Annotated in this window: 26 protein-coding genes and 1 pseudogene; 2 read left to right on the top strand and 25 right to left on the bottom strand. The window is 46.1% G+C overall.

Features of this window, described 5'->3' with window-relative positions; translation table 11 throughout:
• Positions 1-32 precede the first annotated feature (32 nt).
• The 4 genes from ACUUHJ_RS24010 to rbsK form a co-directional block, all read right to left on the bottom strand.
• Positions 33-1,172 carry an MFS transporter gene (locus ACUUHJ_RS24010; RefSeq protein ID WP_289674114.1) on the bottom strand — a complete coding sequence of 380 codons (1,140 nt, stop codon included), beginning with the start codon at positions 1,170-1,172 and terminating at the stop codon, positions 33-35.
• Between the two features lie 64 nt (positions 1,173-1,236).
• A complete protein-coding gene (locus ACUUHJ_RS24015; RefSeq protein WP_289674115.1) occupies positions 1,237-1,833 on the bottom strand; it encodes a TetR/AcrR family transcriptional regulator in 597 nt (198 codons plus the stop codon).
• 151 nt (positions 1,834-1,984) lie between these two features.
• A complete protein-coding gene (locus tag ACUUHJ_RS24020) occupies positions 1,985-2,347 on the bottom strand; it encodes a cupin domain-containing protein (RefSeq protein ID WP_289678139.1) in 363 nt (120 codons plus the stop codon).
• A gap of 9 nt (positions 2,348-2,356) precedes the next feature.
• Complete coding sequence (gene rbsK / locus ACUUHJ_RS24025) at positions 2,357-3,259, bottom strand: ribokinase (protein ID WP_472300101.1); 903 nt, start codon at positions 3,257-3,259, stop codon at positions 2,357-2,359.
• A 167-nt stretch (positions 3,260-3,426) separates the two neighbouring features.
• Between rbsK and nfi the strand changes: the two genes are divergently transcribed.
• On the top strand, positions 3,427-4,104 hold the full coding sequence (gene nfi, locus ACUUHJ_RS24030; RefSeq protein ID WP_472300102.1) for a deoxyribonuclease V: 678 nt from the start codon (positions 3,427-3,429) through the stop codon (positions 4,102-4,104).
• Between the two features lie 6 nt (positions 4,105-4,110).
• On the opposite strand, the gene ACUUHJ_RS24035 is transcribed toward nfi, so the two are convergent.
• From ACUUHJ_RS24035 to ACUUHJ_RS24085, 11 genes are all read right to left on the bottom strand, one after another.
• Complete coding sequence (locus ACUUHJ_RS24035) at positions 4,111-4,749, bottom strand: immunity protein Imm33 domain-containing protein (RefSeq protein ID WP_472300103.1); 639 nt, start codon at positions 4,747-4,749, stop codon at positions 4,111-4,113.
• Positions 4,750-4,860: 111 nt separating this feature from the next.
• A complete protein-coding gene (locus ACUUHJ_RS24040) occupies positions 4,861-5,802 on the bottom strand; it encodes an alpha/beta fold hydrolase (protein WP_472300104.1) in 942 nt (313 codons plus the stop codon).
• Between the two features lie 387 nt (positions 5,803-6,189).
• Positions 6,190-6,465, bottom strand: coding sequence for a hypothetical protein (locus ACUUHJ_RS24045; RefSeq protein WP_088908934.1), 276 nt, complete (start codon positions 6,463-6,465; stop codon positions 6,190-6,192).
• Positions 6,466-6,503: 38 nt separating this feature from the next.
• Positions 6,504-6,785, bottom strand: a complete 282-nt coding sequence (locus tag ACUUHJ_RS24050) for a hypothetical protein (protein WP_041749579.1) — start codon at positions 6,783-6,785, stop codon at positions 6,504-6,506.
• Positions 6,786-6,811: 26 nt separating this feature from the next.
• Positions 6,812-7,441 carry a hypothetical protein gene (locus ACUUHJ_RS24055; protein WP_472300105.1) on the bottom strand — a complete coding sequence of 210 codons (630 nt, stop codon included), beginning with the start codon at positions 7,439-7,441 and terminating at the stop codon, positions 6,812-6,814.
• Positions 7,438-7,959, bottom strand: a complete 522-nt coding sequence (locus tag ACUUHJ_RS24060; RefSeq protein WP_472300106.1) for an imm11 family protein — start codon at positions 7,957-7,959, stop codon at positions 7,438-7,440. The genes ACUUHJ_RS24055 and ACUUHJ_RS24060 overlap by 4 nt, the downstream gene beginning before the upstream one ends.
• A 15-nt stretch (positions 7,960-7,974) precedes the next feature.
• The gene (locus tag ACUUHJ_RS24065; RefSeq protein ID WP_472300107.1) at positions 7,975-9,078 is read right to left on the bottom strand and encodes a pentapeptide repeat-containing protein; all 1,104 of its coding nucleotides are present in this window, start codon (positions 9,076-9,078) and stop codon (positions 7,975-7,977) included.
• A gap of 17 nt (positions 9,079-9,095) precedes the next feature.
• Positions 9,096-10,559, bottom strand: a complete 1,464-nt coding sequence (locus tag ACUUHJ_RS24070) for a contractile injection system protein, VgrG/Pvc8 family (RefSeq protein WP_472300108.1) — start codon at positions 10,557-10,559, stop codon at positions 9,096-9,098.
• A gap of 227 nt (positions 10,560-10,786) precedes the next feature.
• On the bottom strand, positions 10,787-11,026 hold the full coding sequence (locus tag ACUUHJ_RS24075; protein WP_015892686.1) for a DUF7660 family protein: 240 nt from the start codon (positions 11,024-11,026) through the stop codon (positions 10,787-10,789).
• A 186-nt stretch (positions 11,027-11,212) separates the two neighbouring features.
• A complete protein-coding gene (locus tag ACUUHJ_RS24080) occupies positions 11,213-11,908 on the bottom strand; it encodes a hypothetical protein (RefSeq protein WP_472300109.1) in 696 nt (231 codons plus the stop codon).
• 266 nt (positions 11,909-12,174) lie between these two features.
• A complete protein-coding gene (locus ACUUHJ_RS24085) occupies positions 12,175-12,642 on the bottom strand; it encodes a hypothetical protein (RefSeq protein WP_472300110.1) in 468 nt (155 codons plus the stop codon).
• Between the two features lie 154 nt (positions 12,643-12,796).
• On the opposite strand from ACUUHJ_RS24085, the gene ACUUHJ_RS24090 reads away from it, so the two are divergent.
• A complete protein-coding gene (locus tag ACUUHJ_RS24090) occupies positions 12,797-12,940 on the top strand; it encodes a hypothetical protein (protein ID WP_396475025.1) in 144 nt (47 codons plus the stop codon).
• Positions 12,941-13,248: 308 nt separating this feature from the next.
• On the opposite strand, the gene ACUUHJ_RS24095 is transcribed toward ACUUHJ_RS24090, so the two are convergent.
• The 10 genes and pseudogenes from ACUUHJ_RS24095 to ACUUHJ_RS24140 form a co-directional block, all read right to left on the bottom strand.
• Positions 13,249-13,701, bottom strand: coding sequence for a DUF6985 domain-containing protein (locus tag ACUUHJ_RS24095; protein ID WP_396475023.1), 453 nt, complete (start codon positions 13,699-13,701; stop codon positions 13,249-13,251).
• 56 nt (positions 13,702-13,757) lie between these two features.
• Positions 13,758-14,713, bottom strand: a pseudogene (locus tag ACUUHJ_RS24100) (IS30 family transposase).
• A 229-nt stretch (positions 14,714-14,942) separates the two neighbouring features.
• Positions 14,943-15,407, bottom strand: coding sequence for an SMI1/KNR4 family protein (locus tag ACUUHJ_RS24105; RefSeq protein ID WP_472300111.1), 465 nt, complete (start codon positions 15,405-15,407; stop codon positions 14,943-14,945).
• 2 nt (positions 15,408-15,409) lie between these two features.
• On the bottom strand, positions 15,410-15,865 hold the full coding sequence (locus ACUUHJ_RS24110) for an SMI1/KNR4 family protein (protein WP_472300112.1): 456 nt from the start codon (positions 15,863-15,865) through the stop codon (positions 15,410-15,412).
• On the bottom strand, positions 15,856-18,606 hold the full coding sequence (locus ACUUHJ_RS24115) for an HNH endonuclease (protein WP_472300113.1): 2,751 nt from the start codon (positions 18,604-18,606) through the stop codon (positions 15,856-15,858). Before ACUUHJ_RS24115 ends, ACUUHJ_RS24110 begins: the two co-directional genes overlap by 10 nt.
• Positions 18,607-18,619: 13 nt before the next feature.
• Positions 18,620-19,042 carry a DUF4280 domain-containing protein gene (locus tag ACUUHJ_RS24120; protein WP_472300114.1) on the bottom strand — a complete coding sequence of 141 codons (423 nt, stop codon included), beginning with the start codon at positions 19,040-19,042 and terminating at the stop codon, positions 18,620-18,622.
• On the bottom strand, positions 19,029-19,580 hold the full coding sequence (locus tag ACUUHJ_RS24125; RefSeq protein WP_472300115.1) for an imm11 family protein: 552 nt from the start codon (positions 19,578-19,580) through the stop codon (positions 19,029-19,031). The genes ACUUHJ_RS24120 and ACUUHJ_RS24125 overlap by 14 nt, the downstream gene beginning before the upstream one ends.
• Entirely contained in the window at positions 19,577-20,722 is a 1,146-nt protein-coding gene (locus ACUUHJ_RS24130; protein ID WP_472300116.1) for a pentapeptide repeat-containing protein, read from the bottom strand. The genes ACUUHJ_RS24125 and ACUUHJ_RS24130 overlap by 4 nt, the downstream gene beginning before the upstream one ends.
• A 72-nt stretch (positions 20,723-20,794) precedes the next feature.
• The gene (locus ACUUHJ_RS24135) at positions 20,795-22,219 is read right to left on the bottom strand and encodes a contractile injection system protein, VgrG/Pvc8 family (protein WP_289674132.1); all 1,425 of its coding nucleotides are present in this window, start codon (positions 22,217-22,219) and stop codon (positions 20,795-20,797) included.
• A complete protein-coding gene (locus ACUUHJ_RS24140; protein ID WP_289674133.1) occupies positions 22,216-22,884 on the bottom strand; it encodes a hypothetical protein in 669 nt (222 codons plus the stop codon). The genes ACUUHJ_RS24135 and ACUUHJ_RS24140 overlap by 4 nt, the downstream gene beginning before the upstream one ends.
• Positions 22,885-22,891 lie beyond the last annotated feature (7 nt).

Consider the following 22,891-nt stretch of genomic DNA (forward strand, 5'->3'; position numbering starts at 1 on the left):
TTTTTGACTTTCAAGAGGGATTGTATGGTTTTTTACACTTTGCTCTTTTGCAGGTAAGGAACGATTGAAAGTAACCCGATAACGGCGAAACAAGCCCCTACCCACAATGGTGAAACAAGTCCATAGCCACTGCTGATCCCGATCCCGCCTAAGAAAGAACCAATGGCAACACCCAATGTAATAAAGGAAGTATGCACTGTGTTTACCATCGTCCCACTGCCTGCTGTATTCATGACGCGTGCAATCATGGCCGGATTCATCGCTACACCCGTCAACCCAATCAGAACAATGGACAGCACCGCGATCCATTTATTTTCGGCACCTACCGCAAACAGAACCAATGCCCCTAGGAGGATGCTTAATCCCGTTACAAGGATTCGCATGGTAAAACGATCAGCAAGTCTGCCAATCACGATATTTCCAATCACGGTCGCGATGCCGTAAAGGGCAAGCAAATACGGGATGCTCGCATCCGAAAATGCCGTTACATCCGTAAGAATCGGAGTAAAATAACTAAACGCTGCGAAGGTACCGCCAATGATCAGCATACTCGTTGCATACGCGGCCCAAAGGTGCGGATTTTGAAAACTGGCAAGCTCATCCTTTGCGTTCATCCGATCTTTTTGTGTGGAGGAAGGGAGCAGCCATTGAATCAAAATCCCTGATAGCAATACAACGATAGCAACAGCCCAAAAGCTCATTCTCCAGCCGAAATATTGTGCAATCACGGTTGTCAGGGGGAGTCCTACAACAGTAGCAATCATTAAGCCTGCCAAAACAATCGAAGCTGCCTTTCCCCGCGAATGAGGGGGAACCAAGCCGGCTGAAATACTGACAGAGATGCCAAACGCAGCGGATGAGGCAATACCCGTTAGGATACGCGCAAGCATCATTGACTCGTAATTCCAAGCCATTGCTCCTAACGTTTGACCAATAAAGAAGACGGCAATCAATGATAGCAACGCTTGTTTTCGGCGAATGTGCAGGAGCGTTGCTGTTAGTATCGGGCCCCCTATCACCATTGCACCCGCATACGCCGTAATGAAATACCCGATGGATGAGATCGATACGCCGAAATCATCGGCAAGGTCATTCATCATCCCTGCCACCATAAATTCAGAAGTCGTCATTGCAAAAATCGCTACCGCTAACAAATAAATCATCGACGGCATAAAGAAACCCTCCTTACTTATTATTGTAACAATCAGTACAAAAATCACTCAAAAAAAGAGCGCATTACGCGCCGAAGATAGATTCCATGGTCCCCTTCATAATTTGTTCAGCCAATGTCCGATTCTGTGTGGAAGTATTCAATACACGAAAGCCGTAGTAACTGCTTAAAAATAGGCTTGCCAAATCCACCGCAGATCGTTTTTGAGAGATTTCACCCCTTCGCAAGCCTTCCTCCATCACTTTTTCCATGGTATCCTTCAGAAGTTCAACATGTCTGGAGACGATTTCTTCAATCTTAGGATCGTCTTTTGCCCGTTCCAATCCCGCATTGATCAGCAAACATCCCTTTGGATTCGTTGATTCAAAGTCTTCCACGAATGCCCACGCTAAAAAATTTTGCAACCGTTCTTTCACGGAATTCGGACCTTCCAATAATGCCCGCTGTTCACGAATTCCGGTATCGTGATAGTGTTCCACTACTGCAAGGTACAGGTCCTGTTTGCTGCCAAATGTATTGTACAAGCTGCCTTTCCCCAGTCCAGTATCACTGCATAAATCATGCGTAGAACAACCATTGTAGCCTTTTGACCAAAATGTTTTCATGGCCACATCTACGATGGACGTGTAATCAAAATCACGTGGTCTGCCGCGTTTGCTCACCGGAATCCTCCTTTCGCTTCCAACTGTTATGGAAATCTTACACATTATGTACCGTTTGGTCAACAAATAAAATGGTTGCAACTGTACAAAACCATGCCTATAGAAAAAGCCCATTTTGAAAATTATCTTTCAAAATAGGCTCGATCATTGATTATATCTTCTCTAAATCTGTTACTGTTTTTTCGTTTACTTGATCTCCAGTATTCAGCGTCGTCTTTGGTTCAAGCAATAATACATGAACCTCTTCCTCTGCAACTGGCATATGCTCTACACCTTTTGGAACAATGAGAAATTCCCCTTCGTTTAACCAAACATCTTTATCGCGAAACTTAATAAGCAGTTTCCCTTTCACTACGAAAAACATCTCATCCTCATTTTCATGCTGATGCCAGACAAACTCTCCTTTCAATTTCACCAGCTTTACATAGGAGTCATTGATTTCGCCTGCAATTTTGGGATTCCAATACTCATGGAATAACGTAAACTTTTCAGCTACATTGACCTTTTCCATTATTCTCCCCCATTAAAAAGAAAATGCTTGTACTTCATCGAAAGTAGGCAGGGATGGTTGAGCACCGTTCCTAGTAACGACAATCGCTGCTACTTTGCTAGCGAAAGTGGCCGCTTCGGTTTCGGTCATTCCTTGTGTGATCCCAACCGCAAAAGCTGCTGTAAAGGAATCGCCTGCCGCAGTTGTATCCACTGGCTCTACGCGGAACGCCGGGATATGGGTCGCTTCATCAGCGGTTATCAAGAGAGCACCCTTTTCTCCCAACGTCACGATGACGCGCTTTGGTCCACCAGACAAAAGCTTTTTGGCTGCGGCATGCACTTCGTCTATCGTGGATACAGGCATTCCTGTGAGAATGGAAAGCTCTGTTTCATTCGGGGTTAGGGTATGTACATGGGTTAATAGCTCACTGGATAGCTCGAGTGCAGGTGCCGGATTTAATATGACCAGCTTGCCGAGTCGAGCTGCCTCTTTGACTGTATATTCCACGACAGGCATCGGGATTTCCAGTTGGAGCAATACGACGTCACTGTCCTTTAAAATAGACAGATTTTCAGCAATATGCTCGGTGCTGACGAGCGCATTCGCTCCTGGAACAAGCACGATGTTGTTTTCCCCATCATCACTTACATTGATAAAAGCCATGCCTGTTGTACCTGAGCATTTGATCCCCTCTATGTGAACGTGGGCATCCGTTAACCCTCCCAGCATGACCCGGCCGTTCTCATCTTCTCCTACCATTCCAATCATAGAGACATGCGCACCCAGGCGAGACGCTGCTACTGCCTGATTCGCTCCCTTTCCACCCGGGATCAGCTCGAAGTGATGGCTTGCGATCGTTTCTCCTGCTTTGGGCAAATGTTGTACATGGGTTACGAGATCCATATTGATGCTTCCTACTACTGCGATTTTCACGACGAGCCCTCCTCGTTCCATCTCGAACATGATCATTCTGTCGGTTACAAAATAGTGCTTTTCATCCGAGAAGTCAACGTATTTTCTCGGAATTGTTCCTAAGACTTGGAGCATAGCACATCCATTGGATATAATGAACAAATCTTCTATCATCCGGAGGTAACCAGATGGAGCCGATTATCCAGCATCCTTGGAACATGAATGAGCAAGAGGCAATCAACTTACAGCGACAGCTAGCCCAGCAAGTAAAAAAAGAAGATCAACTAACGGACGTATGCTATATCGCCGGGGTAGATGTCGCCTATCGTGCCGAGTCTGATTTGTTAGTCGCTGGTGTCGTAATCCTCGACGCCAATTCCCTGCAAGTCGTCGAGTCTGTCGTCATTCAAGACACCGTCGAATTCCCGTATATTCCTGGCTTGTTCTCTTTTCGAGAGCTGCCTCCGTTGGTACGTGCATTCAAGGAGCTCAAAACAACACCGCAGCTCGTCGTCTGCGATGGGCAAGGTATCGCTCACCCGCGAAGATTCGGACTAGCTAGTCATTTAGGCGTCCTGTTTGACATTCCTACTATTGGCTGTGGAAAGACGAGACTACTAGGTGAATACGAAGAGCCAGCACACGAAAGAGGGGCGTATTCCCCGTTGATCGATCAGGGTGATATCATCGGTGGAGTCTTGCGCACACAACCGAATATTAAACCAATCTTCGTCTCGATCGGACACGGAATCTCTTTGCCAACTGCATGCACATGGATCACCAAACTCTCACCCAAATACCGTTTGCCCGAAACGACGCGGCAAGCGGATCAGCTCGTGAATAAAGTATCGGCAAAAGTTAAATAGCAGCCGCTAATGAAGTGTCGGCCATACATTAGCATCGTGCTCGTCCAAGACTGCTTCAATCTGATCTCCTTGGAAAACGACAATGTAGCCTCGTGGCAGAGCCATCGCTTGCAAAAGAGACGGACGTAGCTTTAGCAGTTGGTAAACGTAGTATGACTCTAGCTGGTCACCGTCTACTTCGCCTTCCACAGGCCCAAGATACCACCCGGAGTCTCCTTTTCGAACATCTTCTGCACGCTGCAAATAGACGTGTTCTTGTTCAAATGCACCTTTTGCCACCACAATTTTATCTTGGAACAAAGCAGCTTCCCCTTCTGCTCGCACGGTTTGCAAGCAGTTGTTTTGCGCCATTTGCACGACCAAGGACACAGACAGGTCAGAAGTTGTTTCGGAAAAAGGATTCGCGTCGTAGTCGGGTGCCACGATCTCCATACACCCATCCCGTTCGAAAACCAGTAGAATGGTCCAACCTACCTGAATTTTTGCACCGTTCTTGATAGGACCCATCTCGTCTTCTACATCAGAGAATACGTCCAGCAGAAAGTCTGCTTGCTTCACCAAAAACTCTCGGCAGGTCACGACAAACGTGCGGTTATGAATCTGTTTGGAGCGTTGGCAGAGTCGGTTCTCTTTCTCAGCTGACATGGACCTCTTCCTTTCTGCGTGATCGAAATTGCTGCTATCTAGAGGATAACACGAATAGGAGAAAAGCTTCGTTACACATTTGCTATAGCAAAGCTCGACTTGGCAGGTGGGCTACAACGTTTTTTGTTGTATTTGTTCGACACAGTCTTTGATCGTATCTATGACGACTCCGGGCTCGGTAAATTGAGGAAAATGTCCACTTTTTTCAGCGAGGATATGCTTGCTGTTGCTTGATAATGAAAGCAGTTCCAACTGATGCTCGATTCGTTTTTTGCGTACTTCTTCTGGCATCATACGATTTTCTTTTCCACCTGTAATCACATAAACAGGGATGTCGGGAAAAGAATCGATTGCATGGATTTGTTCCACTGTTTTTTTGACAAAATGAACTTCATTGAATTGTTTATGAGGAGACAAGGAATCAAACATGGAGAGCATTTTGTTGATGGTTTTGACTACCTTACCTTGATATTTTTCAAGGCCGATATCTTTCGGATGGCTGGACTCTAAAAAGACAACTCCTGCTACTTCGTTGGGGTAAAGCCGGGCATATAAATTGGCATATAATCCCCCTAATGAATGTCCGACTAGCAAAAATGGGGGTTCAAAACCTACTAACGTTAATGCCTCCCGTAACGTTTCTACAATCGTGCGTCCATCTTGGGGGTCTTGCGGCTTATCACTACCTGAGACACCAAGACGATTATAGGAAAAGACAGATGACGTCTCTGAAAGATCCGGTAGTATCTTCATCCAGCCTTCTATGGGTCCCGAACCACCGTTAATGAGAACGATATTGGGTTTGCCGTTTCCGCTCCAATGATATTGGAGCTTCCCTCTTGAAGTACTCACTTTCGATATCTCTATTGCCAATGTACAACACCTCACTTTGTTAGGGCTGGATTTCTCTGTAGTAATACGTGATGAACAAATGTGGGTTTCTACTTTGGAGGAAAGATTCTTGCTGGGAGTAAAAGGAGCAGCCGCAGTGTTCTCACGCTTGTCGGCGGATTGCTCGACTGCTATTTCGGCAATCTGTTGATGAAAAAGCACGTCAAAAAAGCAAAGCTGGTGTAACGGTCTGCGTAAAAAAACAAGGTATAATCCTTCTCGGTGCTCGAGTCGGAATATGCCTTGTAGAAGCTTCAAGTAATTTCAGCCATAAAAAGCGATGATGCCAATCATCTACCCTCATTGAAATCCTTTAAATCTTTTCGAAAGCATACAAGCGTTCGCTATCTTTCATTAGATAAGTCCTTGGATTGAAACGATTCATACCTTGCTCAGTTGATTCGAATTGCTTTTTTCCTCATCCTTCACTGTATGTACTTGTGTATTTTTAATTTCTGGTGTCTCAATATTTTTGATAAACAGAATACCAGATTAAGAAACAGATCTCTAAATCGTTGCAAAAAGAAGACGATGTCTTAGCATCGTCCCTTATTGCCCTTCCATGCCTATTAAAATAAACGTGATAATTGCGGTTATTGTACCAAAGACGAAGTATAAACCCATAAGAATGGCCATTAATAACAAGCCGGCTTTTGCCCAATTTTTACGATTCAGATTCCCATCTGAACCAAAAGCCCACACAAATAACAAAACAATATTCGCGATCGGAATCATCATGAACAACGAGACGATTATCCAATCTTTCATCGTCATGACCTTTTCGTTTTCCGCTACGCTTCCTTCCACATACGTTTGGTGATCCATTCTATACCCTCCACGTTTTTTGCCAATCCACCGTTCTCCTATTGTTCAACCGATGCTCCAATGAATGCTAAGATCAGAACAAAAAAGAATACGCATAAGTACAACCCGATGCAAACGCCCATAATCAGCAAGTTCGCTTTTGCCCAGTTCTTTCTATTTAGATTGCCTTCACTGCCAAATGCCCAAACAAAATACATCACGAGATTGACCACGGGCACCATCATAATTAAAAAAGTAATCAACCACTCTTTGACCGACATGACCCGCTCATTTTCAGGCACGCTCACTTGCCATTGCTGTTGATGTTGCTGCTGTTCCAATTGGAAACCTCCCTGTTCTGTCTTGATCAAATGTTCTCTACCCGCAGCGTGCGAATCAACGAATGGGCCAAAGGTTGCCACACGAGCACTTCCTCAGACTCAAAATGAAAACTCCCGAGTAGTGCCCGCCCGTTTAGTGATGTCGCGAACAAGATTTGATAGTAAGTTTTGTCCTCGACCGGGACGATGAATTCGCTGCAGGCAATCCTGCACCCATCCAGCTCGATAAGCTCATGATGTACGACCTGCAAGCCTGCCTGCGCCTTTTTGACTTGTGCTGTCATCGCCTGCACAAACGGTTCTACGCCGCTCATCGGCAACGGATGTGCCATATAATTCATGCCGAGCATGACCGCGCTCTCTTCCTCTTTATAGGAAATCTGCTCGTGCTGAGAATTCCCGCCGCTATTTGACCCGCGTCCCCTCGGCATGAGCTGCATTGAACGGGGCAGCTGAATGCCAACCTGCCCGTCAAAGAGGAGATTCTCCACGAATTCGAATCTGCGTCCTTCGTACTCCAGGTAGCCTTTTCGCACGCCATCCAGACACTCCTCAAGCGTCAATTGCACCTGTTGTTCTTCCATTTCAGCGAGTTGACGCCGTGTCTGGATGCTGTTCCATACATCCAAAATCTTTTCATCCCAGTAGATCGTCATAGCTCCCTCCGCAGTGCCTGCTCTACTTTTTGCAAAACAAATCCGTTCAAGCTTCTGCGAAGGAAGCTTTCCGCAGCATCCAGACTCACCACGATATACGGCTCCAAGATCCCTTGAACTTTAAAGAAATGATGTGCCTTTATCTTATCGGTATCTAATACAAGTCTCTTTACCGTTCCATTCAAATGAAAATCAGTCTCTATAGATAGGCAATCTACAGCAGGTACCTGCATGGCCCAGTAAACGTTACGCAGATTGGTTTCGCTGTCAATCAAATCGACGCGCTTCCATTGTATGCTCGGATTGTATTTGGCAGTAATGGCTTTCATCCGCTCCGAAATCATCGGCAGTGGCTTTTCCAACCAATCTGTGTAGGCTTGGGCCCCATCCGCGTTAACCTCAAGAACGGAGATCGGCGGGAGTTGCTCGAAGGTGTTTTCCTTTTGCAGCCCCAGCCCCGATGGCACGACCTTTTGAGCCATTCGACCGTCATCTGCTAGCAAATAATAATCGCGCATGTCATCCCGCCTCCTTTATTCCGTTCTCCACTCAATCTGCTGCATCTGTGCTTCGCTCAATGCAAAGCGCTCACGATCCTTCTCCAAAAAAACGGCATTCCGCATATTCGCTCCATGAAAATTCGCATGATACAGACGAGAATAGCGAAAATCCGCTCCCTCCAAATCAGCATATGAAAATTGGACACCGAGTAAGCCCGGTACACGATGCAGCTCGTCCGCACTGACGCCTTGTCCCTCGGCATATGAGAATATGGCTCCGCTCAAGTCAGCATGACGAAAATCGGCATCACAAAGAAGCGAATGGCTGAAATCAGTGCGTGGAAGCTTGCTACTGACCCACCTTGTTCCGAATAGGATACACGCACAGAACTGACTGTCTGCAAAATTACTTCCACTAAAATCGCAATAGCGCAAATCTAATGCGTCTACATTGCTTCGCGGCAGATCCATATGGGCGAATGTTTCATGGGTGCAAAACGTTCCTTTCGGTTGCCCAAGCAGGCTTCTGCTCTCCTTCTCCTCCCGCTTGATTCGCTCTTCTATGTACACCACTTCGCTGATGTCTTTGAATTCGCCCACTCGTATGTACAGACGATCCGCTTTCCTGATCTGTTGATACTCGGGCAGCTGAATGGCCTCCGGAATCGCCACTCGGGCAAGCGCTGTGACAAACTGACCGAAGAGCTCCATTTCCTTTAGCACCATAAGCTCCACATCAGTAGCTTGTATGATCCCCATGTACATTTTTCGGCGTTCGTCCAGTAGCGAAATGAGCTTGGAAGCCTCTTGCAATGCCCATGCTGCATCGTACCGTGCATAGCATTCCACTGGCTCCCAGTACCATTGCTCCGTATAAGCCTCTATCAAAAATGTGTGCGTGCCATCCAATACGGTTGTCCGAAGCAATGAGAAGTGAATAAAACCGACAGGGGGAAGCTCCTGGTTGTTCTGCATGAACTCAATATGTTGGAGCATATGACGAAAAGACTCCACGAACTCCCGGACGAGCTGATCCTTGTTTTCCTGGAAATAGTGCTCGAGTGCCGCTACACTTTCAGCCAATGCTGGTAGAAAGGTGTTATCGTGCAGATGCTGGAGCGCTTCCTCTTTCTTCATCGATGTAAGTGCCCCCTCTAGTTCATCTTGATTTCCGAACCTTTCAGCTCGATCTTGTCTTCCAGTTTGATCGTATTTCCTTTTCCACTCAGCTCGATTTTATCCGCACTAATATGAAGAGAAGAAGCTGATAGCTTCATGTCCTTATCCGCTGTTATATTCACGTTCTGGCTACTCTTGATATCGATTCCACTCGTATCACTGATCGTGATCGACATATCTCCTGTTGTGATCACAATTTTGTCAGGGGCCAGCACGATTTCCTTGCCATATTTGGTACGAAACGTCTTTACAGCAGGGTCCTTCATTCGGTCTCCACCTCCACCTGCATTGCTTTTCGGTGTGGCTTTCTTTTTGGGAGCTGGCTTGTCGTCGTCTGGGATTTCCTTGAGAACAGAGCTGATCGCGATACCGTCCTCTTCTTTTTTGCTCGGGAAATAAATCCGAATCTGGTCGTTCAGCTCTGGCATGACATACCATCCGGTTTGATCCTCGGAGGCATAAATGGTGGAGTAAGGGAACCAATATGCCGTGCTCTGATCCTGCTGATCATCCATGTCCAGCTTGGCCCGCACATTATCCTTCTGGACTTGCAACACCCGGCCCTGGATGGATGCCCCGATGATGGCATGGTTATACTGCTTTTTACGCGCCAGACCTAGCCGTGGATAAAGCTTGTATGTGTGCGTGACAATGCCTTCCTTCACCTCCGTGACCGCTTCTCCGACGACAAGTGGTCTGGACTTGAAGTTCACCTCATTGCCGACCTCCAGCACTCGTTCGCTCTGCACTTCATAAACGGTATAGTCCTGGTCATCGATTCCCGGAACCTTGTTCTCCGCATCACTCTGGTAATCCCCGACACGCTTGTGCACCGTATAATGACTAACCGCAAGCTTTCCTTTATCTTGACCTTTTGGCAAACCGAAATAAAACTTGGGAATGTCAAAAGCCGTTGTTGGGATCAAACCTGTATAAAAACGCGATGCCATCCTCTTCAGAAACTGCCAATCTGTTTCTTCATATTGCATCACAAACGTATTCAACGCCTTGCCGTTCGTAACTGAGTCAATAAAATCAGCTTTTCCGTACCCGGAGAGCACCGTTTTCACGAGCCCCGCATAAGTCATTGCCGGGTTTTGAAACGAGCGCTTTCTCGTTTTGACATCCAACAAATACGTATGAGAAATAGCCTCCAGCGATAAGTAATAAATACCGCGAACCGCTTTGACATGGACGCGCAAAACGATGCCCTGGAACCATGTTTTCGGCTTGCCCAATTCATCCGCCAGTGCCACGCTGATCAGTGTTTGCGCATTTGTCTGGTTCACGTAGCTATCTTTTCGCTCTTCAGAAATAATCCCTGTGAGCGTCAGTCGCGCATGCTCGTTCATCTTTTTCACGACTTTCATCGTTTGCAAATGCGTAAATTCGTAGGGCGAAACTTGTATATCTCCATAAGTGAGTGTTCGATTGCTCATGGTATCCCCTCCCTGCCAGACGAACCCCCTCCCTCCGATACTTCTAGGGAAATGGATTCACCCTTCCAAATAAGACCATTATTTTACACACAATCTTACAATCGGTATTTTTTGGGATTTTTTGAATGGGTCGTTAGTCCTGAATGGTATGATTTCGAGGCAAGGAGAAGGGCTTTGTACCTTTAATAACCCTTAAAATCGTCGAAGACCTAGAATTCGGTTCCTATTTACTCATAACGGCTTCCTGCAATTAAAATGGTAGCAAACAAATTCCAGTCTACCCCTTCAAGATCAGCCAACATATTATCACAATCCTCAATCCATGACTCCATTCCACTTAGGAATTCTTCCAGGGACATATTCGCCCACTCTTTTTTATTTTGCTGATAATCCTTAATCAAATGAGAAATGAATTGAACCATATCCTCTCTACTCTCAACCGTACCTGCTCTCTCTAGAATATCCATGCGAAACTCCTCCTCCCCTATGTCTTTATCTTCCATTTTAGTATAGATGCTTCAAAGGAGTTTGACGAATCGGGGAATGACAAAAAGCCCGCTGGCGTGCAACGAGCTTTTTGTCTTTTATGTGAGGGGGAACATCTGTCTCGTCAATAACAGGATTCGGGCTGTCATTATTTTCGTAGACGTTCCTTATTGAATAATCTCGGAAATCGCTTGTTTTTGCTCCAAAATTTCACTTTGTACCTGGGTCAGTTCTTTCAACAGATCAGCAGCCTCTTGCAAGGATGTCGCTGCTTGCTCCTTGTCACCAGCCTTGAATACTTCTTTTGCTTCTTTCACTGTGTTCTTCTCTTTTGCTTTCAGTTCTTTTGCTTGCTCTTTGTTCTCTTTCTTTTCTGTGCGGATTGGCTTCAATTGTTGGTTCATCTCTTTGAAGGACGCTTTTTTCTCTTTTACCTGAGTCAATTCTGTTTGGATGTGCGCCAGTTTTTCTTCGATGGCGGTGTGGTTTGCGGCGATTTCAGCCTTGATACTTGCTACCTTTTCTTTATCCTTTGCTTTCTTCGCTTCTTTCAGTTCAGCAGACAGCGCTTTGTTCTCTTCGCGGAGTGGCTTTGTCTCTGCCAGCGCGCTTTTCACGGTTTCACGTACTTCTGGCGTCACATCGCCCCAAAGAATGTCCCATGCTTGTTTGTTGGTCTGGGTTTGAGCTTTTCGTTTATCTTGGAGAGCTTTTTGCTCTACTTGCAATGCTTTTAGTGATTGAACTTCAGGCAGGCTGCTCCACCCTGTTCCTTTTCCTTCTTTCTCCGCCGCAAAAGCTCCTACCGCACTTGTTGCCAACAAGCACGCTGCGATCACAGATACGGAAAGCATTTTTTTCATGTGTGAACACTCCCTGTCTCCTATTGTTTCTTGCAAATAAATCGTACCGTATGGGCGCCGGGAATGTTCGGGATAACCTCGTGAAAAGTAAGGGGAAAGTGTGGGATTTGGGGAAAACGCAAAAAGCCCAGGGAAGGCCTAGGCGGGTCTGGATTGATACTCAGAGAAAGCTATTTGATATAACCGTTCTTGGTGTAATCTACTTCCACTTGCAGAATGACATCATGTTCCACTTTTATGATGAGCAGATTATACATGTTTTAGCTCTAATCATTCGATTTGAATTTCAAAACAACAATATTTCCAGCGTTTCCAAAACAAGAAGCATGGTACAAGCCTTCCAAAATATGCTCTTTATGAAATTCCCCAACAAATATGTGGTCTTCATTCTTTTGTTCATTAGCGTATCGAACAAGGATTACTGTGGCATTCTGCACATGCTTGTTTTGCATGAACAATTGAATATTGCGGCTGAAACTTAAAATATCAACTGGTACTTTCTCTCTTTCCAACCACTCGTCAAACTCTCCAATGAATTCTTGATTCACCATTTCAAAAACGCTTGAATGAAGAAAATGTCTCAGATGCGCTATCTTCTTGGGCAAAATTTTATCTTTCGGTAACACTTTGAAATGATTGGTAACTTCAAATTCTTTCAAAGATGCAGTGACATCAGCTTCATAATCGGAATCAAATGAAATAAACTGTGTACAATCAAACGTTACATATGACATAGCCTCACCTCATACTGCTCGATTAAAATGATGAAAAGTTTACGCTATTCTTCATGATTTTATCTAAAAACTGATCAAACGAAGATGCGATTTGTTCAACTTTTTTAAATTATCTTTTCAGATCGAGAACCAGCCTTTTGAGTGAGCCGTCCCTGTGAAACTCGCTTTGCTCGGAAAGGCAGTTCACACGCGGCAGGATCATCAGCCAGTACAAATCCTGCTTGATCCGCTCCCTGTCTACCAGCACGACGGATTTGACGAACAGCTTCGGCGCGAACTTGTGGATGATTGTCTTTAAGCGGTTGGAATAGAGCGGGATCGGTCTGTCGAGGAAATCCAGGTAGTCGTTCTCTCCATTTGCTTGATGTCGAACTGGATGACGGCCTCGTCCAGCTCGTCCTGATAATCCGGGGTGAGCAATCGCTCATTTGATTTTGAACATGTAAAAAAGGCTGATTCCATCATTCTTGAAAGATGGAATCAGCCTTTGAAAGTTAACTAATCATGGTGTTTCTTATTTGTAAATTGATTGTATTGTACATTCATGTTTTTTGGGAAATACACGGGTTTACACTTAATTCACAACGAACCCCTATCCTAAATTACTTACATCGCAACATCCTGGTATCCTACTCTGGCTACTTCTTCATTTATTAATAGTAAACCTAACCCATTTTCTTCGTCCCATGTGCAGTCGAAAGTTAAACCGATGTATCTGCCTTCCAAACCTTTCGCATAGGGAATAGATACTCCTACTAAACTTATATAATCAAGAAGCTGCTCGGCTGTTTCAATTAAAGGGTAGCTCTCGTTAAGTCCTGCATCATAATTCTGTTCGTAATAATCTAGAATTGGTTGTAAAATACTTTGTTGAAGTTGCTCCCAACTTTGAATCAATGAGTGATACGCTGCATATTGTTTTTCGGAAAATTTACCATCTTGTTCACCACTTATCATTAATGCAATCTCAACTTCTTCTCCACAAAATTCAATAGTAGTATCCTTAAACCATGCATAATTGTATTCGAGTTCGCCAAAAACTGCATCATTTATTGTCATTTTAAAATCTCCTTTTTTTATTTCGTTTTATTTATTTCTTTTTATTTGACGAATTGTCAAGCCAAGTGCGACAGAACTTCCATAAATGATTCGTGGGCCGTCTTCCAGCCCAGACATTTTCTTGGCCGATTGTTAATGAGATACAATGCTTGAGCAAGTTCTTCCTCAGAAACCTCAGCAAAATCCTTGCCTTTGGGGAAACATTCTCGGAGGAGACCATTTGCGTTCTCGTTGGTGCCTCTTTGCCAGGAAGAGTAAGGATCAGCAAAGTAAATAGCTAGATCATGCGCTGACTCTAACCGTCCATAACAAGCAAATTCTTTTCCCCGATCAACCGTGGCTGTTTGAAACGTCCCCTTGGGAAAAGAATCCGCGACCGCTCCAAATGCTTTCTCCAGAGAGACCGTGGTACGATCTGGCATCTTAACATCAAGATAGAGGCGGGTCTTACGCTCAGCGAACGTAGCGACGCATGTTTTACTTTTTTCCCGACTGGAAACAACCGTATCCAGCTCCCAGTGACCAAAACTGTGACGTCTTCTCACATCTTTCGGGCGATGCTGAATGGACTTCCCTACGTTGAATCGCCCACGCGTTTCGACAGGCCCTCGGCGTTTCCCTTTGTGGCAGGACAGTCGTATCTCCTTTGACCACAAGCCCTTGATACAGCCAACGATAGATGGTCTTAAACGAAACCTTCTGTTCAGGGCATTCTTGACTCATCGTCCGGCAATCTGCTCGGGAGACCAGGTCAGTGCCAGCTTCTCTGCAATGTATTGCTCACGCCCGATTGTCCATTTGCCACTAGATTCAGAACGCTCTCGTCGTTTCGCGTAAGCCTCATGAGCAGCCTCAGCCTGATATTCTTCTGTTCCATACCCGCGTTTTAACTCGCGAGCAATGGTGGATTGATGCCGGTTAAGTTCAGTGGCAATAGCGCGGGTAGACCAACCCAAGCGATGGAGGAGTGCTAGCTGAAACGCTCTGTTATGCTAAGATGGGAATAACTCATGATTGATTCTCCTGTGTAAATGTGGTGTGGTAACTTCATTTTACACGAATCAATCATGGGCCATTTTTTTATCTAGCTATAGATGTCGCACTTCATATTACAATCCGTCAAATGCAAAAAATGCTCATTCCATCTCAGAGTTTAAGTCGGAATGAGCATTTGCAGTTGTCTCACTGTTCTTGTGCAGATGAGATAAAAACGAATTACAATCCATTCTACTTTTTCTACATTAGCTGTTATCAGGAATAAACAACTTACTTGTAAAATCTGTAAAGCTTTCAGCAATTACGACAATAAATTCTTCTTTTAATTCCTTATCTTCCTCAAAATAATCCATGTCACAAAAATAAACTTTTCCTACATCATTCCCTCTTACCGATAAACAGATTAAACTATCGGCTGGATCAATCCCTATAGGAAGAAAGTGAGAGGGTACAATTTTACCAATAGTATACATTCTATATTTGTATTCTAAATTCATCTCTGCCTGTTCTGACAAAGGAAAATACATCATTATTGATGAAGTTATTTTACCATCTTGAGTTACAAATCTCCTCACACTAGGTTTTCCACCATTATGTTTCAAAAGAAATTCTTTGTAGTCGCTAGGGAGTATTATGTTATTTCTTTTCTCAAATTCTTCGATGTCCTGTCTATTTAACTCTTGAAATGTATAATCAAATTTAATCCCCATTTTTACCCTCCATCACCTTTATTTTCTTCTAAAGAATACATTCTCTCCAGTAACTCCGTAAATGAAGTGCATATTGGAGTTATTGCGTCCTCTATTTTTTCTTCATGATCATAAAAAACTATCTGCGGTTTGTCTAAAGAATTTCGAAAATCAAAGCAAAGTAAATTTCCAAACGGATCTCTGCCAAATGGTACTATTCCCATGGTACACGGATCATCTTTAAAGTCAAAAAACATTTGAATATTTAATACTTCATCAGTAAAACTAATTAAATCATTAAAAACTCCCTGTGTCCCATTTTCAAAATCGAATTTATTGGGTTTTGGGTATCCACCGTTATATTTCTTAACGCATTCCCTATAGTCTGACGGAAACCTCACACCAAACGTATTCTCAACAGAAGATATTGTCTTTTCATCAACAGTTTTTTCTACAAACATCCAACTAATCAATCCCATGATAACATCTCCAGAATTTTCTTTTTGATTTGACCCTTTCTACCTGCCTCTCCTCCACCCCAAATCGCTCTTCCTCCCGTATGACCAGCTACTTGATGTTCAAAATAGTCAACAATTTGCATCCTCCCACTATCTTGATGATGATGCCATGTCAACGTTTTTGGGACGGAACCATTTTTAAATAGTTCAATCTCCTCTTTAGTAAATTTTTTCGCTAGGTCTGGGTTCTTTATAATTTCCTCATAGAGTTTTTTTGACAAATAATCAAATTGTACTCCATCCGGCTCCAAGTACAGTTTTTCAGGCAGTGAAATTTCGTGTTTAGAATTAAATATTGGGAACCCAGCTTTATCATAAGTTACTTTGTATTCTTTTCCATTTTTCTTTGAGACAAATGTATAAGTTGTCGTGCCATCTTCATTCCTAACTTTGTTTTTATATGTTCTTGGTTTATTCGGAACTCTTGTATAAGCTGGTTGATTTCGAGCAGCATCTTCCATTGCTTTGTCTATTGCTTTTTGTTGCTCTTCTTTTGAAGGTTTAGATTTAGTCTCAGGCGGCTTTTGATTCGGCTTCTGCCCATTCGGTCCCCCGTATGTTTCGCGCCACTTCAGTTGGTTCTCCGTAGGGGCAAGCTCTACCACATCTTTTTTATTCGAGAATTTTAGTGGAAACCCTTCCGCCGATTGTAACTGAGGGCCTAAACTATCCGCTAAATTCTGCAAGCCTTCCTGCATATCATCGCGTAGCTTCCTAGCCTTTTGCTTGAGCTGTTCTTTCATCTGTGTTGCCTTGGCTATGACAGCATCTTTTGCGGCCATGACGCTAGCGTACAACTGCTCCTTGATTCGCTGGACGGCTTGCATCACATCCATCTCGTCAAGTGTTTTGCGGGCAGCCGTCCAGACCTTCCCTACGGTACTTTCGACAGCATTTGCTACCGTCTTCACTACATCCGCCGCTGAGTCTGCTACCTCAAGCACTTTCTGTCCCACTTTCGTTCCCTTTAGTGCTTTATGCGCCTTTGCTCCCAGCTTAGCTCCGGTTGCCGCCCAGCCTGCAAAAGGGATACACGCCGCCAGAGATAGCGCCGCTCCTGCATAGTCTCCACGTGCGAGCGAGATTCCTGCATTCGCTAAGTCCGCTATTTCTCCCAGACCCGGAATGAGTCCCACAACATCCAGCGCTAACTGTACACCATCCAGAAATCCACCCCAGCCAGACTCTTCCTCTTCCTGCTGCTCCTCTTCTTCCTCTTCCTCCTCCTGCGGCAAATCCTCCACAACCACAGGCGCCTTCGTCAGCCCGACCATCTCAATCTTCGGCGCTTGAAGATCCACTTCCCCGTCCAAAATCATGCTGCTGGTGCTGCACATGAGGTAGATTGCTTCCTTGGCCTTGATCTCGACCTTGGTGTCTGACGTAATCTCCATATCCTTTTCCGAGGAAAATACGATCGGATGCATGCTGTGAATCTCGATGCCGTCCTCTTCATGAAGCTTGATAAAAATATTGCCTTCCTTGCTCTCCTTGGCAGTAAGAACGAGCTCCTTGCCGCCCATCATCAGCTCTTTGCCGAAGTTGGTTCCCCAGTACTTGATGCCGGGATTGCCCGTTTTCGCCGTGCTGCCACCGCCTTTTCGCACGGAACTGACTGCCATGGCGCCTTCTTCATCTGGTGTGGAGAAGTAGAGCTTGACGGAGTCGCCCATTTGCGGCATGCAGTGAAAGCCGCTATTGCCCTCTGCTGAATAGACCGTAGCATACGGGAACCAGCTTGCTTCTACCTTGGGCTGCTTCGGATCGATGTCGAGGTGGATTTTGACGGTATCCTTCTGGATGTCGATGATCTTGCCTTCCAGGGCAGCGCCGCATATGTCATCGTTGCGGATAGGGTTTTGACGGATGCCTGCTTCGGGCATGAGCTGATAGGTGTGAATGAGAAGGGCATGGTCGATCCTTGTTGTTGACCCGGCGACGACCAGCTCTTTGCCTTGGTAGTTCACGCGGTCTCCGAGCTGGAGGACCTGTCCGCTTTCTACTTCATAGGTGAGAAAATCGTTTTCCGACATACCTGCCGCATAGCCGTTTTCTGTCGTTTCCATAAAGGGAGATAGCCTTTTGCTGATGGTGTAGCTCGCGTCTGTTAGTTGAGCAGTACGTCCCTCTGGCAAGCCGAACCAGAACTTTGGCGTATCCGCGACAGCCTCGGCGACGAGAATGGAACCAAAGCGAGAGACCAGTCGCTTTAAAAACTCCCAATCTGTCTCCTGATACTGGATGGCGATGGTCCCAAGCGGCGCACCGTTCGAAGCATGGTCCAAATAATCCGAACCAGGATAGTCCTTCGTAATTTCATCCAGCAGACTAGCATAGGACATTTGTTTATGCTGAAAAGAACGCATTTTGCGCTGTCCGTCCATTCGCTGCGTATGCGAGACCGCTTCGAGCTCCAAATGGTACACGCCTCGAACAAAGTTCACACTGACGGAATCCACGAGTCCTTTGAACAGTGTCTTCGTAAGCGAACCGTTTTCCACCAAATTCAGCGCGACTGTATCCTCACTCGTCGCCATCTCAATGTAGCGGTCGCTTTTTTCCTCCGGAATGATACCGGTGACGAACAGCCTGGCGTGCTCATTGACTTTCTTCACGATTCTGACATCTTGTAGGCTTTGGATTTCAAAGGGTGAGACCAACTGAATATTCTCGTATCCAGCCAGCTTCTCTGTCGTATTCATACAATCCCCCTCACTATTGCTCCTGTCCGTCGTCTTCGATGCGAATGCAGCCTCCATATATGCACATGTTCGTGCTGGTGTTTAACAGGGCGGGATGATTTTCCACGAGTACATCGTCCTTGCCGCAGGTCCAGGGCATGGTGACTACTGGAATGCATGGCATCGGCTTGAGTACGCCGTTGTTGGCAGCAGTTGCAGCTGCAACAGTTGGATTTTTCTCGCATTTGCATTTGCCGAACGGCATGATGTTCACTTGCGGCATATAGTCATTCACGTTCATCTGTGCCTGATTACGAATGTACACGCCATGACTAAACGGCGTTTTCAGCTTGTTCTTCTGACTCCCGTAGTCGCACGTGAGAATTGCTCCCGCCACGACGTAGCTTTTCTTCGGAGCCGACGAAGGTACAACATCGACATCTTCAATCATGGGCATGACTCATTCTCCTCCCTGCTTGCTCTGCTTTTTTCAAGCGGATACCGAAAAAGTCCCGTCGCAACAAAGCCTCTGCAAGCCGCAAATCGATGATGATATACGGTTCACGAATCCCTTCAATTTGAAAAATCGTATGACGTCCAATCTTGTCTGGATCGAGAACCAGCCTTTTGAGTGAGCCGTCCCTGTGAAACTCGCTTTGCTCGGACAGGCAGTTCACGCGCGGCAGGATCATCAGCCAGTACAAATCTTGCTTGATCCGCTCCATGTCCACCAACACGACAGATTTGACGAACAGCTTCGGTGCGAACTTGTGGATGATTGTCTTTAAGCGGTTGGAATAAAGCGGGATCGGTCTGTCGAGAAAATCCAGGTAGTCATTTTCTTTCTTTTGCTTGATGTCGAACTGGATGATCGCCTCGTCCAGCTCGTCCTGATATTCTGTGGTGAGCCACTCCTGCCGGATGACGTCAAAAACGCCCGTTGGCTCCACTGCACTCGCGATTCGCTCGTCCTGTGACAAGATGAAATAATTCATGTCTTACTCCCCTCTCGCCAAATGACATGTCGCTCCTGAAGCTCTTCCAACAGAATAGAATCCCTGGCCTCCTCCGAGAATACGGCTCTCTCCAGAAGCGCGCCGCTAAAATTCGCTCCGGTCAAAATCGCATCTGTAAAGTCTGCTCCGCGCAGATCGGCTCCAGTAAAATCAGTCCCGGTCAAGTCCGCCCCGACGAACAAGACGCCATCAAAGCCGGGTGTCTCCCACGCATCTGGTTCCAACAACCCCCTTGGCCCGGATGCTTCACGAAAGCTCGCGCCTAGCAGATTCGCTCCGGTAAAATCCGCTCCATGAATGAGACTGTCTCTGAAATCAACCGCTTTTAGCTGAGCACGATGCCATCTCGTTCCGACCAAAATACTTTCGCGAAGGGTTGCATTCGTTAAGTGACTGTCCGACAAGTCCGAATAGCGCAGGTCCAAACCATCGAATTGCCCTTGTGCCAAATTGAGGCCAGCCAAAACCTTGTAGCCGTATTCCAGCTCTTGCTTTTCTTCCAGCCAAGTACGGATCATCCCGGAATCTTTGTGGCGAGTGTCCAGACAATACACGATCTCGCTTTGATCGAGATATTCTCCGACACGCACCTCCAGCTCCGGCTCCTTGTCCACCTGTTGAAAAACTTCCAGCTGAACAGCCGGCACCATGGCATAACGGATCAGGTGAACGACATATTGATGAAACTTCTCTGCCTCCACGAGCTTGATCCGTTCGATATCGGGAAGTCTTACGTGTCCGGCATACGCTCTGGCTGCCTCGTTCCATTCGTCTGCGAGCCGATCCAAAAAGTGGAATGCCCAGCTCGCATCATAGCTGGTTTGACACTCTACCGGATCGAAAAACCAACTGCTGTCCGTAGCTTCCAGCAAATAATGACTGCTTCCAAGAAGAAGCTCCGTCCGCAGCATGGAATAGGTCAAGTGCGCCAATTTGCCCTTTGTCCCTTGCTCCTGCTTATCAACCACGCGTCGGCATATGGCTTCAAATGAACGAAGAAATTCTTTTGCGAGCCTCTCTTTATTCGCCTGATAGTAAGCATCCAAGGCATGCAGGCTGGCAATGGTTCTCTTCGGCACCTCGTGCTCCTTGAAATGCTGCAAGGCTTCCTCTCTCTCCATGCCAATCCCCCCTTCTTCTCACCGTTTTTGCATACACCAAACACACGGTTACCCGCGTGGCAACCATGTGTGTCAATTGGTTTTGAGCTCCTGCCCGACGATGCTTGTATTTCCGTCCATCTTGATGTTGCTCTCTTTACAAGTGAGACTGATCTCCTCTTTCGCCGAGATAATCACCTTCGTGGCAGAGTCCATCAGGATGTCCTTTTCGGAGACAACCTTGATATTTTTCTTGCTGAAAATCTGAATGCCGTCCGCGTCGGTCATGCGAATGAGGATTTCCCCGTCCTTTGCGCTAAGCAATACCTCCGACGGGCTGAACATCAGTTCTTTTCCGTTGGCTGTGCGGAAGTATTTGATATCGGGATTCCCGAGCTTGTTCGTTTCGCCCTCGTCTGAATTTTTCCGGACAGAGCTGATCGCAATCCCGTCACTCTCCTTGTTGCTCGGAAAATAGACGCGGACGTAGTCATCGAGCTCCGGCATGCAATACCAACCGCTGTTTCCTTCGGCCGTATAAACGGAAGAGTACGGAAACCAGTGCGCCTCGCTCTTGTTCTGGCTCTCATCGATATCGAGGTGGATTTTGACGTTGTCTTTTGAGACCTCAATGACTTTCCCCTGCACCGATGCCCCTACGATTAGCGAATTGTGGAGCGGCTTTTGGCTCATTCCCTTTTTGGACGCGAGCAAATACTTGTGCTTGAGCAAGCCTTTCTTCATCTCGGTATGGGCCTCATACACATATAGGCTCTTCCCTTTAAAATCCACACCGTTGCCCAAATCGAGCACGCGATCCGTCTCTACCTCGTAAAAGATGTAGTCATTTTCATCCACGCCCTTGACCCCGTTTTCCGAGGAATGGCGGTATTCATTCAAATTTTTGCGCACCCGGTAGTGAAAATCGTCCAGCTTGCCCTTGGAAGCACCCTCTGGCACACCGAAGCTGAACTTCGGCTTTTCAAAAACGGATGCTGGCATAAGTCCAGTCTGAAAACGCGAAGCCAGCCGCTTGAGAAATTGCCAATCCGTCTCCTGATACTGCATGGTAAAGGAGCCCAGCTTCCCACCATTGGAGGCCATGTCCATAATGTCCATGCCTGGATATTCTCCTGCGATTGTTTTCAAAAGGGCACCGTAGGTCATGGCTTTGTTTTGAAACGAACGGCTCTTGCGCTTCACGTCGAGATTGTACGTAGGCGAGACAGCTTCGACGTACAAATAATACACGTCTCGTACGGCCTTGATGCCTATCTCCAGAACGATCCCCGCAAAAAGCGGCGTGGCGTTGCCGTCGTTATCCACCTGACTGATTTCGATCGGGGTCTGTGCTTCTGTCATTTCTACATAGCTGTCCTTCAATTCTTCTGGTACGATCCCCGTAAATGTCAGGCGGGCATGCTCATTAATCTTTTTCGTAATCGTCAGTTCTACCAGATGCGTCAATTGATAAGGAGAAATTTGCAAATTGTTGTAGGCAATGACAGGAAGACTCATATTTTCCCTTCTCCCTTCCCATTTTCATCCGAATTGGTGGATACGAGCGACAAGGAATCCATGATTCCCCAGCCTACTGGCTTCCAATCTGACATCTCCTGCTCCGTACAATTGAACGTGCAGAGAAGAGCGCGTCCCTGTAGCGAGACAAAGCTGATCAGGTTGTAAATGTCTGTATCCAATGCGGGTGCAACAAATTCAAAAAATCCGAAGCTGGTCCCGGCAATCTCACGTATTCCTTCCTCCTGCCAACGAGCGAGCGGCTGTGTTCTCCGCAAAACCTGCTTCATGACATCCATGAAGGCTTTTAGCTGCGCAGGAGAATCCGCCAGCTTGCTCTCGGTATAGGTAAAAGCCAGGTTAATTGAAGCTGTTTCGTTCGTAAAAATCAGGGAAGGCCTACGTTCCGATGGATACTTTAGAGCTGCTACTTCTGGACTCATGATGGAAAATGTCTTCGGGATTCGAATCTGTACGAGATCGTCGAGGACGCGCTTGTCCTCCATGGGAAGTTTCTCTTCACCGACTGTAATCAATGATTTGTTCACCACATCCAGTCGACTTTTGCCCTTGGGACCAAAACGTATTGCTGCTGGCTGTGCATCCTCACCGGAAAGCTCATTCAACATGCCGATAATGCTTTCATCCATGCGCGCCATTTCCATTCACCAT

The organism is Brevibacillus schisleri (genome assembly GCF_055685845.1).

Coding starts and splice junctions, on each gene's coding strand:
- ACUUHJ_RS24120 (WP_472300114.1), bottom strand. CDS start 19,042: ATGCCCATGATTGAAGATGTCGATGTTGTACCTTCGTCGGCTCCGAAG.
- ACUUHJ_RS24095 (WP_396475023.1), bottom strand. CDS start 13,701: ATGACAATAAATGATGCAGTTTTTGGCGAACTCGAATACAATTATGCA.
- ACUUHJ_RS24080 (WP_472300109.1), bottom strand. CDS start 11,908: ATGAAAAAAATGCTTTCCGTATCTGTGATCGCAGCGTGCTTGTTGGCA.
- ACUUHJ_RS24060 (WP_472300106.1), bottom strand. CDS start 7,959: ATGCGCGATTATTATTTGCTAGCAGATGACGGTCGAATGGCTCAAAAG.
- ACUUHJ_RS24135 (WP_289674132.1), bottom strand. CDS start 22,219: ATGAGTCTTCCTGTCATTGCCTACAACAATTTGCAAATTTCTCCTTAT.
- ACUUHJ_RS24140 (WP_289674133.1), bottom strand. CDS start 22,884: ATGGAAATGGCGCGCATGGATGAAAGCATTATCGGCATGTTGAATGAG.
- ACUUHJ_RS24045 (WP_088908934.1), bottom strand. CDS start 6,465: ATGGATCACCAAACGTATGTGGAAGGAAGCGTAGCGGAAAACGAAAAG.
- ACUUHJ_RS24070 (WP_472300108.1), bottom strand. CDS start 10,559: ATGAGCAATCGAACACTCACTTATGGAGATATACAAGTTTCGCCCTAC.
- ACUUHJ_RS24125 (WP_472300115.1), bottom strand. CDS start 19,580: ATGAATTATTTCATCTTGTCACAGGACGAGCGAATCGCGAGTGCAGTG.
- ACUUHJ_RS24085 (WP_472300110.1), bottom strand. CDS start 12,642: ATGTCATATGTAACGTTTGATTGTACACAGTTTATTTCATTTGATTCC.
- ACUUHJ_RS24055 (WP_472300105.1), bottom strand. CDS start 7,441: ATGACGATCTACTGGGATGAAAAGATTTTGGATGTATGGAACAGCATC.
- nfi (WP_472300102.1), top strand. CDS start 3,427: ATGGAGCCGATTATCCAGCATCCTTGGAACATGAATGAGCAAGAGGCA.
- ACUUHJ_RS24075 (WP_015892686.1), bottom strand. CDS start 11,026: ATGGATATTCTAGAGAGAGCAGGTACGGTTGAGAGTAGAGAGGATATG.
- ACUUHJ_RS24035 (WP_472300103.1), bottom strand. CDS start 4,749: ATGTCAGCTGAGAAAGAGAACCGACTCTGCCAACGCTCCAAACAGATT.
- ACUUHJ_RS24010 (WP_289674114.1), bottom strand. CDS start 1,172: ATGCCGTCGATGATTTATTTGTTAGCGGTAGCGATTTTTGCAATGACG.
- ACUUHJ_RS24065 (WP_472300107.1), bottom strand. CDS start 9,078: ATGAAGAAAGAGGAAGCGCTCCAGCATCTGCACGATAACACCTTTCTA.
- ACUUHJ_RS24110 (WP_472300112.1), bottom strand. CDS start 15,865: ATGGGATTGATTAGTTGGATGTTTGTAGAAAAAACTGTTGATGAAAAG.
- ACUUHJ_RS24130 (WP_472300116.1), bottom strand. CDS start 20,722: ATGGAGAGAGAGGAAGCCTTGCAGCATTTCAAGGAGCACGAGGTGCCG.
- ACUUHJ_RS24115 (WP_472300113.1), bottom strand. CDS start 18,606: ATGAATACGACAGAGAAGCTGGCTGGATACGAGAATATTCAGTTGGTC.
- ACUUHJ_RS24105 (WP_472300111.1), bottom strand. CDS start 15,407: ATGGGGATTAAATTTGATTATACATTTCAAGAGTTAAATAGACAGGAC.